General features: G+C 48.7%; 13 protein-coding genes. All 13 read right to left on the minus strand.

The features are described 5' to 3' along the window. Window positions 1-558 (minus strand): LarC family nickel insertion protein (locus tag RT269_RS20220; RefSeq protein WP_313185304.1); only part of this gene is annotated, 558 nt, incomplete at its 3' end. Between the two features lies 1 nt (window position 559). Beyond that, window positions 560-1,303 carry a nickel pincer cofactor biosynthesis protein LarB gene (gene larB, locus RT269_RS20225; protein ID WP_313185305.1) on the minus strand — a complete coding sequence of 248 codons (744 nt, stop codon included), beginning with the start codon at window positions 1,301-1,303 and terminating at the stop codon, window positions 560-562. 72 nt (window positions 1,304-1,375) lie between these two features. Continuing rightward, on the minus strand, window positions 1,376-1,984 hold the full coding sequence (locus RT269_RS20230; RefSeq protein ID WP_313185307.1) for an ABC transporter ATP-binding protein: 609 nt from the start codon (window positions 1,982-1,984) through the stop codon (window positions 1,376-1,378). 1 nt (window position 1,985) lies between these two features. Then, window positions 1,986-2,921 carry an ABC transporter ATP-binding protein gene (locus tag RT269_RS20235; protein WP_313185309.1) on the minus strand — a complete coding sequence of 312 codons (936 nt, stop codon included), beginning with the start codon at window positions 2,919-2,921 and terminating at the stop codon, window positions 1,986-1,988. A 10-nt stretch (window positions 2,922-2,931) separates the two neighbouring features. Then, window positions 2,932-3,756 (minus strand): ABC transporter permease, encoded by an 825-nt coding sequence (locus RT269_RS20240; protein WP_313185310.1) that lies wholly within the window; start codon window positions 3,754-3,756, stop codon window positions 2,932-2,934. After that, window positions 3,753-4,763 carry an ABC transporter permease gene (locus RT269_RS20245; protein WP_313185311.1) on the minus strand — a complete coding sequence of 337 codons (1,011 nt, stop codon included), beginning with the start codon at window positions 4,761-4,763 and terminating at the stop codon, window positions 3,753-3,755. Before RT269_RS20245 ends, RT269_RS20240 begins: the two co-directional genes overlap by 4 nt. Further along, window positions 4,760-6,394 carry an ABC transporter substrate-binding protein gene (locus RT269_RS20250; protein ID WP_313185312.1) on the minus strand — a complete coding sequence of 545 codons (1,635 nt, stop codon included), beginning with the start codon at window positions 6,392-6,394 and terminating at the stop codon, window positions 4,760-4,762. Before RT269_RS20250 ends, RT269_RS20245 begins: the two co-directional genes overlap by 4 nt. A 238-nt stretch (window positions 6,395-6,632) precedes the next feature. Beyond that, entirely contained in the window at window positions 6,633-7,151 is a 519-nt protein-coding gene (locus tag RT269_RS20255) for a GNAT family N-acetyltransferase (protein WP_313185313.1), read from the minus strand. Beyond that, the gene (locus tag RT269_RS20260; RefSeq protein ID WP_313185314.1) at window positions 7,139-7,360 is read right to left on the minus strand and encodes a hypothetical protein; all 222 of its coding nucleotides are present in this window, start codon (window positions 7,358-7,360) and stop codon (window positions 7,139-7,141) included. The genes RT269_RS20255 and RT269_RS20260 overlap by 13 nt, the downstream gene beginning before the upstream one ends. Before the next feature lie 107 nt (window positions 7,361-7,467). Next, complete coding sequence (locus RT269_RS20265) at window positions 7,468-8,136, minus strand: exonuclease domain-containing protein (protein WP_313185315.1); 669 nt, start codon at window positions 8,134-8,136, stop codon at window positions 7,468-7,470. Between the two features lie 84 nt (window positions 8,137-8,220). After that, window positions 8,221-8,937: a transglycosylase domain-containing protein gene (locus RT269_RS20270; protein ID WP_313185317.1), complete on the minus strand. Its 717-nt coding sequence runs from the start codon at window positions 8,935-8,937 to the stop codon at window positions 8,221-8,223. 324 nt (window positions 8,938-9,261) lie between these two features. Then, on the minus strand, window positions 9,262-10,230 hold the full coding sequence (locus RT269_RS20275) for a glycoside hydrolase family 43 protein (protein ID WP_313185319.1): 969 nt from the start codon (window positions 10,228-10,230) through the stop codon (window positions 9,262-9,264). 12 nt (window positions 10,231-10,242) lie between these two features. After that, window positions 10,243-11,079 carry a carbohydrate ABC transporter permease gene (locus RT269_RS20280; RefSeq protein WP_313185320.1) on the minus strand — a complete coding sequence of 279 codons (837 nt, stop codon included), beginning with the start codon at window positions 11,077-11,079 and terminating at the stop codon, window positions 10,243-10,245. Window positions 11,080-11,081: the final 2 nt, after the last annotated feature.

Consider the following 11,081-nt stretch of genomic DNA (forward strand, 5'->3'; position numbering starts at 1 on the left):
TGACAAAGGAGATACCACGATCTCATCCACGCCAAGGCTGTCCACACAAACCGCCACACCGATGATGTCCACAATGGAATCAATGGCTCCGACCTCATGAAAATGGACCTCTTCCACAGGGATTCCATGAGCCTTTGACTCCGCCTCTGCCACAATATCAAACATCCGCTTCGCCAATGCTTTTACCCTGCTGTTGGAATCCAGCCGGTCAATGATTGCATATATATCCTGGAGATTCCGGTGAACTTGGGGATGATCATGTCCATGACTATGGTCGTGGCCGTGGCTTTGGTCATGATCATGGTCGTGATCATGCTCATAGCCGCAGTCATGGCTTTGGTCATGATCATGCCCTTCATGTTCCATATGAACATCAAAATCATAAGCATCCAGTCCGCATTTCCTGGTCCTGCCAAAGTGAAGATGGTAGCCGTCCACTCCCAGGCTTTGCAGAGCCTTTGTAAAAGCCTGCTTATCTGCTCCCAGATCTAAAAGAGCGCCTACCGTCATATCACCGCTGATTCCTGAGTTACATTCCAAATACAGTATTTTTCCCATCTTATTTCACCGCCAGTCGATTGATTTGTGTCGCAAGATACCCTGCCCCATATCCATTATCAATATTTACAACGGAAATTCCATTCGCACAGGAATTGAGCATTGTAAGAAGAGCAGAGATCCCATGAAAGCTGGCTCCGTAGCCTACCGAGGTGGGAACCGCGATGACCGGGCAGTCCGCCAGCCCGGCGATCACCGTTCCCAAAGCCCCTTCCATTCCTGCCACTGCAATAATGCAGCTGGCATTCCGGATCCTGTCCCTCTGGGACAGAAGACGGTGGATCCCGGCTACTCCCACATCGTATATCCGGTCTACGTAACAGCCGAAATATTCCGCAGTCTGTGCCGCCTCCTCCGCTACCGGGATGTCCGCCGTACCGCCTGTACAGACGGCCACGCATCCCTTCCTTTCTTTTTCCGTCCGCTCTACCTTTAAGATCCTGGATATGGGATCATACTGAACCTCCGGCACAACGGATCTAACCAGTTCAAATTGCTCCTCTGAGGCCCTGGTTCCCAGCACTTCACCGTCTCTTTCATAGAATTTCCTATAAATCTCCACCAGGTATGGGTCCGGCTTCCCCTGGCAAAAGACCGTCTCTCCAAAGCCGGAACGAAGCGCCCTGTGATGGTCCAGCTTTGCATAACCCAGGTCCTCATAAGGAAGATCCTTTAACAGCTGTTCTGCTTCCTGAATTTCCATTTCCCCTGATTTTACCAGGTTAAGCATATCTCTAATATCCATGATCCCGACTCCCTCCTCTTACGATGTTCCATTTATGCTAAGAAAAACACACTTTGTGTGTTTTTGCTTAGCTCATTTCCCGCGCAAATCAAGTCTTCTTGTGCATACGCGTTCTAAAAGGCCCTGGGAATGACTGACTACCAAAAGGCCGATGTTACGTCTCTCCACTTCTGATATGAGAAAATTCCAGATCTGGCTCTGGGTGATCAAATCCAGCATGGTGCTGATCTCATCCGCAAGGAGAAACCTGGTTCCGCCACCCAATGCCCGGGCAATGCAGAAACGCTGAAGCTCGCCTCCCGAAACCTCAGCAGGGTACCGGTTTAACCATTCCGGTTCGATACCCAGACCTTCGATCACCCGGTCCTCCACTCCATCCCCCTCCTTTAAAACCTCCTTAAGCTTAAGCCTTGGGTTTACAGAGTTTTCCGGATGCTGCCAGATCATCTGGACCGGACAATATCCCTTGTAGGAAGAAAGGGGCTTCCCGTCTAAAAACACCTCTCCCTGATCCGGTTTTTCATATCCGGCAAGAATTTTGCAGCAAGTGGTCTTCCCAAAACCGCTGGGAGCAATCAGCCCCAGACGTTCGCCGCTGTCCATGTACATGGTCAGATCATTTAATATCTGCTTATTCCCGTTATCATAACGGAATGATATGTTTTTTGCTTCCAGCCTCACCTTATCCCTCCTCTGCTTTTACGCACCGGACCATTCCTCCAGCAAAGCCGACGTATTCCACTTCCTTTAAACACCTTGCCTCCCGGTACTCACACCTGGGGGCATAGGGGCAGCTTAAGGGGCGGTCCTTTAAATAAGGCTGGGCTCCCGGTGCCGCCCGGAATCCATGCTCCGGCATAGCCCTGAAAAGGGCCTTTGAGTATGGATGGCGAAGGAGTCTTTCCTCTCTGAAATCAGCGGCAGAAGCTTCCTCAACGCTGGTACCGGCATAGAATACCACAATCCGGTCAGCGACCTCCAGTGCCAGCTCCAGGTCATGGGTGATGAGAAGCACACCGGCTCCTTCATCGGCCATTTCCCGAAAATGGGACAACACCCGCTTTGCCGCCTCCAGATGCAGGCCCGGTGTAGGCTCATCCGCTATCACCAGCTTAGGTTTTTCCATGACAGCAGTGGAAATTAAGATCCTTCTGGTCATTCCCCCTGACAGTTCAAAGGGATAAAGCTTTTCCACAGTCTCATCAAGCCCATACCGTTTAAGGGTTTTAAGGCTTTCGCCCATACTCCCCTGATCCCGTTTTCCTTTCCTGATCTGAGGCCCCGCCTTCATGAGGGGATCCAGATAAGAAACGCTTTGAGGGACCAGAACGATCTCCTTCCCCCGAAGCTGTCCCAGCCGTTTTTCCGTAAGCTTCTCCCCATAATAAGATATTTCCCCGGACCATGCCGCATTATAAGGCAGAATTCCCAGCACTCCATGGGCCAGAAGGCTTTTCCCCGAACCGCTGGAACCCACCACTGCCACCAGTTCTCCTTCTCTCACGGTCAGGCTTACGTCCTTGACAGCCAAAAGAGTGGTCCTTTTGATCCACCGTTCATATTGGGTAAATGATACTGATAAGTTCTTTACCGACAGAACCGTTTTCTTCTCTTCCAATCCATTCCTCCTACTGATGCAGGGCACCCGGGTCTATAAGCCTGCCCACCATCTCTCCAGTTAGATGAAACAGCAAAACAACAGCAACCAGAAATATTCCTGGAAACAGCGCCAGCCACCATTTCCCCATTGAAAGATATTTCATGCTCTCTGACAGGATCACGCCGATGGCAGGCTGTTCTGAGGAAAGCCCGAAGCCCAGGAACGTGATGCTGGCCTCATGAAGGATGGCATGGGGAAATAACAGCACAAGCCCAACAAGAAGCTGAGGAATTAAATGAGGCGTCATATGCTTAAGGGCTGTTTCAAACCCGCCGTGACCAAGCTTACGGGCGATTTTTATGTACTGGCTCTCCTTAAGCTGAAGAACCTCTCCCCTGATCAGCCTGGCAAGGGAAGTCCAGTGGGTCAAAGAAATTCCCACCACAACGCCCTTAAAGCCCTTCCCCAAGGCAAAGGAGATCAAAACCAGCAAGAGGATATGGGGGATCCCCATGACAAGATCAATGAGCCCGACCACAAATCCATCCGCGGCCTTTCCCATGGATGCTGCAAAAAGCCCCAGGAAAAAGGCAATCACGGTGCTGACCGTTGCTGTTAAAAGGCCAATGCGGATGCTCATGGAAAGACCTGTCATGGTCCTGGCAAACATATCCCGCCCCATCCAGTCCGTTCCAAAGGGATGAGCAAAGCAGGGCGGCATATTTTTTCTGGAAAAATCAGTGACAAGGGCCTCTGTCCTGTAAAGCTGTCCGGCAATGGTCACTGCTGCCAAAAGGGTGATGAATAGCACCAGGAGGCATACCATGGACTTCCGGCCATTCCATTGTTTCATGCGACCTTCCTCCCTTTCCTCATTCTCGGGTCCACCACGCCGTAAAGTACGTTTGCAATAAAATTTCCTGTAAATACAATAGCCGCACTGATGACCGTGATCCCCAGAAGCAAAGGAATGTCACCGCCAAGTCCGGCCGTCACAGCCGCCTGGCCCAGTCCCGGATAGGAAAATACTTCTTCCACCAAAACCGAGCCTCCAAAGATTTCGCTGACCGAAGCCAGCTGAAGGGTCAGGGCAGGCAGGAGAATGTTCCTGATTCCGTGCCGGAAGACAATCTGGCTTTTGGACTCTCCCCTCGCTCTTGCAAAGAGGACATAATCACTTTCCATAACCTGGATCATCTTTTCTCTTGTATGGAGAAGGATATTGGACATTCCGGTAATGGAAAGGGTCAGGCAGGGCAAGATTCCATGCACCACCCGGTCCTTCACAGTGACCTCTGCCGCTTCCATGCCTATGGGGACGCTTAGTCCAATGGGAAGCACCTTAAGCCAGACAGCAAACACCATCAAAAGCACCAGCGCCAGCCAGAAAGCCGGAGTGCTTGCAGTCATAAGAGCATAAGCGGAGATCACCTTATCCACCGCTTTTCCCCTGTTTGCACCTGCCAGTGTTCCAAGGACAAAGCCGGCTCCTCCGGAAACCAGCCAGGAAACTGCCATCAGCCACAGGGAATTTGACAGCTTCTGTCCAATTACATGGGAAACCGGCTGGCGGTATAAAAGAGAGGTTCCCATATCCCCCCTTAGAAAATCGCCGGCCCAGGAAAGGAACCGCTCTGCCGGCGGTAAGCCGGTCCCCCAGTATTCCGAAAGCTTTTCGATCTGCTCCTGGCTCATAGAGCCAAGAGCTGCCTGGCCAATATTGACCTTTAACGGATCAATAGGGGAAACCGATACCAGAAAAAAGGCTGCTGCGCTTACCAGAAAAAGGAGGACAGCCATCCGTATGAGCTGTTTCAGTAAAAACCAAAAGACTTTTCTTTGGGGCCGGCCGCTTTTCATTGTTCCCAGCTCCACTGATCCACGTTATTTACAATAGACCAGCCGTGGCCGTGGGGGTGAAGCTTCTGGTCCGCAACCTTTAAGCCATCCCTTACCCAATATAAATGATCAATATTCACAAGCCAGATCCATGGAATATCTCCGTTCTGGGTAATGCCCGTTTCTCCATCCCACTGAGCCTTTTTCCACAGCTCATAGGATTTTTCCAGATCACTTTCTGCAAGAGCTTCATCCATGTACTGGTCCAGCTTTTGATTGGCATAAGGGGAATAGGCTGCAAGCCCGGTTTCCTTCATGGTATGGTAAATATTATAAAGCTCCATGGGAGTATGAGCACCCCAGCCCCAGATCAAAGGCTGTGACTGAGCTCTATCATAGGCGGTATCCCAGCTTGCACCTTCCATCTGCCCGTCGATTCCCAGCTTTTTAAGCTGATTGATGGTATCTGCCGCAATGGCCTGCCTTACCGAATCTCCTGCCGGATAAAGGAACTGAAGCTCCGCCCGTTTACCATCCTTTACCCTGATTCCGTCGCTGCCCAGTTTCCAGCCTGCCTCATCAAGCAATGCCTCTGCCCCTTCCGGGTCATAGTCTGTCTTTGTAGAAAGCTCATACCATGGCATTTTATCACAGACACTGTAAGCAGGACTGCCGTATCCGTTCAGCACGTTATTTATCATTTCTTCCCTGTCGATTCCAATGTTGATCGCTCTTCTGACCTTTACATCACTGGTAAAGTCATTTCCCAAAGGAATCCCCTCTTCCGATACGCTTCCGGAGGGAATGGCGGGAAGGTTAAATCCACGGTTATCCACGGTTTTGCAGTCTAAAAGACCATACCCGGGTACCGTAAGGTCTGAGTAGGAAGCAGCCGTATACGCAATATCTGCCTGTCCGGACTGGACCGCCGCCAAGGCCCCATCCTCTTCCATGAAGAGGACCGTAACCCGTTTCATCTTTGGCGCTTCTCCATAATAGTCCGGATTGGCACTAAGGATCACCTGCTGTCCTCTGTCCCATTGCTTTAACATGTACCTGCCGGATCCAATGGGGTGTTCCCCGTAATCCGGTCCATATGCATGTTCCGGAACGATTCCTGTCACAGCCATGGTGTATGGCCAGATGGAATAGGGATGCTTCATATGGAACTCCACGGTCGTGTCATCCACTGCCTCTGCCTTGTCAAGCATTGTGAAATCATTCACAGAGCTGGTATCTCTCAAGGTATTATAAGTAAATGCCACATCCTGCCCGGTCAGCTTTTCCCCATCCGTAAAAAACACGTCATCCCGGATCTTTACGGTCCAGGTCATGCCGTCGCTGCTTACTTTCAAGTCCGTTGCCAGATCATAGTCAATGTTTAAATCCTTATCAGTGACCGTAAGCGTACTTTGTATTAAAGGTTCATGGACGTGCTCCCCGGCTCCCCAGCCATAAGCCGGATCAAATCCTGATTCTGGCTCTGAACTGACACCCATTACCACAACGACTCTGTCGTTTTTCCCGGTATCATCTGAATCTACTGACTCTAACACTGTCTGTGCCTGTGTCCCGCCGGCCTTTCCGCAGCCGTTCATAGCCATGGCAGACAGTACCAAAGCCGCAGCAATCCCCCATCTATACTTTCTCATCGTTTTTCTCCTCCATAAGCGTTATCATCGATCCGGTATTTCTGCAAAAAAACAGATACCAGAAACAGCCATACGTATCCCTTGGGGATACCCATACCTTCCTGGTATCTGTTTTTAAAATTGTTTCTTTTATGTATTCTATCCGTTGGTGACTTCTGTCGCCCTTAGGAAAAGTATACGTAAAAATCACCCAAACGTCAACGATTTTTTAAGCAAACGTTTGCAAAACTCCGTTATTTTAGAAAAGTTTCTTTAATAAGATATCCCTTACATATCCGCCGTACTTTTCTTTGGTCAGGACAACCTCGTAACCCTGTTTGATTATGTTGTTTTTGCTGTATCTGTTTTCCGGATGAACCGTACACATCAGATACCGATAGCCCTGTTTCCTAAGCTCTTCCTCAGCGGTCTTCATCATGGAATACTGAAGGCCGTTCCCCCGGTATTCAGGAAGAATGGCGATCGACTCCATATGGGCGACTTTTCCCAGTTCCATTTCGGGAAGACCGATGTCCCGGCCAAGGTTTTCTGCCCCGCTTCCCGGCAAAGCAGCAAGAAAAACACCTGCCAGGGCCCCGGAATCTATTTCAAAAGCCTTAAAACCGATTCCGTTTCCCTCTTTGAGCGCATGGCAGGTGTATTCCGAATCATCGGCAACAAACCAGTCCTTATGCCGGATTTGCTTCCAAACCGATTGCATCACGTCAGCAAAGGTCTGATAATCCGCAGGGACTGCCCTTTCGATTATAAATTGCATATTCCGTCTTCCTCCAAAATGATGGACTCCGGAAGCCTTCCCGGCTCCCGGAATTCAAATTGAAGGACCTGGACCTTTTCCCGGGGCACTTCCATTTCCGGCGCTGCACTCCCTTCATGGAACCAGCTGTACATACCGGCACAAAGCAAAACCATGATCAGACAAAGTACAATCAGCATGATCTTATTATATAGATTTTTATCTTCCATACCGTTTCCCCTTTCTTCCATTATGTAATAAGTCTATGCATCCTTCGGATGCATGCATTCCTGCGCCCGGCTCATTGTTTGCAGAAATAACACTTTAAACCAGCTGCTTAAACATTCCTTGTAAAACGGCACTGCGGAAAATTAGTACAGCCATAAAATTCCCCGAATTTTCCGCTGCGGCGCCTAAGCACTCCGCCGCATTGGGGGCAGATCTCAGCCTCTTCTTTATGATTCAGTTTCCCCATATGCTCATAGCATCTCTGGTTCATGACACAATCATTAAGTGCCCGGTGGGCTCCATCTGTATCAATATGGAAATACGCCGAAATATCCGTAAGGCGGTAGCGGTTTAGCTGGGGTAAGCAGGCTTTTGCCATAAAAAGGGTGTCAACGTAATCATTTGCCACCTCTCTTCCCAAAAGCTCCTCTGCAGCCCTGTACAGGAAAAGCAAGTCAAAGGACTGAATATTGTGCCCTACCAGAATTTCCCCTTCGATAAAGGAAAGAAACTCCGGTAAAACCTCCTTTAGTCCAGGCGCCTCCCTTACCATATCATCTGTAATTCCATTAACATTGGTAGCACCGGCCGGAATATGGGTTCCAGGATTAACCAATGTATTAAATTCGGCAACAGGCTCATGCCCCTTCACTTTGATCGCAGAAATCTCTATAATGGAATCTTCTTCGGCACTGATGCCTGTTGTTTCCAAATCAAATACAACGTAATTCTCTGCATATTCATTTAAACGTCTGCCTGTAAACTGTCTGATGGACATAGATACCTCCATTCTTTTGTAGGTGAAAAAAGTATATGTAACACCTCCATTATACTCTCTGCCCTTCCATTCATCAAGCAAAAATCATCGAATGGCCACCATCTGCTCCGCAACGGTCTCCGCTTCTTGCGCCGAAAAATATCCGCACTTCTCCATTCTTTGAAGAACCTTCATCTGCCGTTTCTCCGCCAGAACAGGATTTTTCGACGGAGCGTATTTGGAAGGGGCATTGGGAACACCGGCTAAGAGAGTACTCTCATACTCCGTCATTTCCTCCGGCCCTTTTTTAAAGTAGCCCTCGCTGGCAGCGCCCACGCTGTAATATCCGTCTCCAAAATAAATACAGTTTACATACAGTTCAAAAATTTCATCCTTGGTATAATTTCTCTCAATATCATAGGCCATGAACACTTCAGCCGCCTTTCTGGCAATCTCTTTTTCCTGGTCAAAATATAAGTTCTTAGCAAGCTGCTGGGTTATGGTGCTTCCGCCTTCCACAAACCGCCCGGCTCTGATATCGTTTACAGCGGCCCTGGCTATGGCAATAAAGTCGATCCCGTTATGGCGGTAAAAACGGTGATCCTCAACGGATATGACTGCATTTACATAAATCTGGGGCAGGTTTTCGTATTCCGTATACCCTTCCTTATCCCGAATCGCCTCCACCCGGTCCTGAAGCCCGGTTTCCGAAAGAGCCTCCCGGTACATCTCATATCCTTTATATGCCACAGTGAATCCGGCCAAAAGACATACCGTCATCAGTAAAAATAAAATTCTTCTTATAAATGCTCCAATTCTCATAGATTCACTGTCTCCTTTCACTTTTTCGCCCATTCTATTTGGGCATACAGGTAAACCCGCAGGGTGTTTCCTCTTTTTCGCCCATGCTTCGCGGGCATACAGATATCCCTAGAAGGGGTTCTCGTTATATGATATGTTATAACACTGATTAAATTGTATCATAGAGTTCCACTAAAAATAGGAATAATTCCTTATATTTCCCTAAAGCTTTCGGACAAGTTCTGACAAAACCCTTACCAGTTCTTACAAATTAATGAAAGGATGGAAAAAACCAGCACTCCCCAGGCTGACAAAATGCCTGTAAAATGCTGATTTTTCCTTTTATTATCTCATATAATTCTTCCAGTCAAATACCGGACCATGATCTCCCCAGCCAACCTTCATCATATAAGTATGCCGATTGGGATCATAGAGGGGGTCTCCGGTGATTTCATCGTACTGCCTTGCATGATATACCATAATATCCTGAAGACCGTCTTCATCTTTCACAAAACAATTATGTCCCGGACCATAAATTCCGGCTTCCCGCGCGGACTTAAATACAGGTTCCCGGTCCTTTTTCCATGCATTCCGGTCCAGTAAATCTGCATCTGCATCTATGCTTAAAAGCCCCATGCAGTAGCAAGCCCCTGTAGCACTGGCAGAATAAGTGACATAGATCCTGTCTCCATGCTTTATAACCGCCGGTCCTTCATTGACCCAGAACCCTGCCCTTTCCCAGTCATAGTCAGGAGTGGAAAGAGTCACCTGTTCCGATGAGAGCTTCCACGGCGTCTCCATTCTGGCTATGTACAGGTTTGAAATCTTCTTTCCCACGCTGACCTTTTCCGCCCAGATGCAGTACCAGTTCCCGTTATGATTAAAAACCGTCATATCCAGGGAAAAATCCTGAAATGAAAAATCATCAAAGGGCTGCATCATGCCTAACTCCCTCCAGGTTCCTGTCATTGGGTCTTGTTCCCTGCATTCCAGCACATAAGGACGGATCGCCCAAACATTATCCGAATCCCCCGCTGCAAAATAAACGTACCACCTGCCTTCCATATAATGAAGCTCCGGGGCCCAGATATGGGCGCTCATGATCCCTTTCTCATGCTTTTCCCAGATGGTCACTTCCTTTTCAGCCTTTAATCCCAGGATCGTATCCGAACGGCGAAGGATGATCCGGTCGTATTCCGGCACTGATGCGGTAAAATAATAGCTTCCGTTTCCATGACGGTAAACATAAGGATCTGCTCTCCGGGCAATGAAAGGCTCATTATAAGGGGTCTTATTTAAATTACGGCTGTCCATCTCCTGCCACCTCTACCCTTTCACAGCCCCTGCCATCATACCTTCAATAAAGTATTTCTGGAATGTTACAAACAGGAGGAATATGGGTACCACTGAAAAAACAGAACCCACGATCAAAAGGCTGTAATTGTCTCCATAAGGATTGATGAGCGTATTTAAGCCCAGGGTCAGGGGATACTTTTCAGAAGACCGGATCACCAGAAGAGGCCACAGGTAATTGTTCCATGCATTCATTCCGTTGAGAATGGCCATGGCGGAAAATGCAGGCTTCATCAGAGGAACGACCAGTCTGTAAAAAATCCCGTACTCGGTGGCGCCGTCGATCCTTCCAGCCTCTAAAAGGGACCCCGGAATACTCAAAAGATACTGGCGGAAGAAAAAGATCGTGGAAGCATGGGCAACAAAGGGAAGAATAATGGCGGCATAGCTGTCCATCATCTTCCAGCCGGACATCTGTTTATACAGGGGAAGCATGACTACCTCCAAGGGAATGGAGAGGATCAGAAGAACGATGACGAACAGAGCCTTCTTTCCTTTGAATTCATAAGCCGCAAATCCATATCCCACAAAGGAGCTTACAAGCAAAGTGCTCACCACCGTGACAACGGTAAGGCAGATACTGTTAAAGAACCATTTCCAGTATTCATGCTGCCCTGCGAATAAAAGGATATAGTTATCCAGACTCATTCTTGAAAAGCGTATATCCAGGTTAAGGCCGTATTGCAGCAGATCACTGCCCGGTTTAAAGCTGGCTACGAACAGCACCCAGATGGGAAGAAGGATCAAAACGGCAAGGATGGCAAACAAAAGGATCAGCGCGGCGGCGGCCGCCTTTCTTCTGCCCTGCATGT

Source organism: Lacrimispora sp. (assembly GCF_032078915.1).
GTDB lineage: Bacteria > Bacillota > Clostridia > Lachnospirales > Lachnospiraceae > Lacrimispora.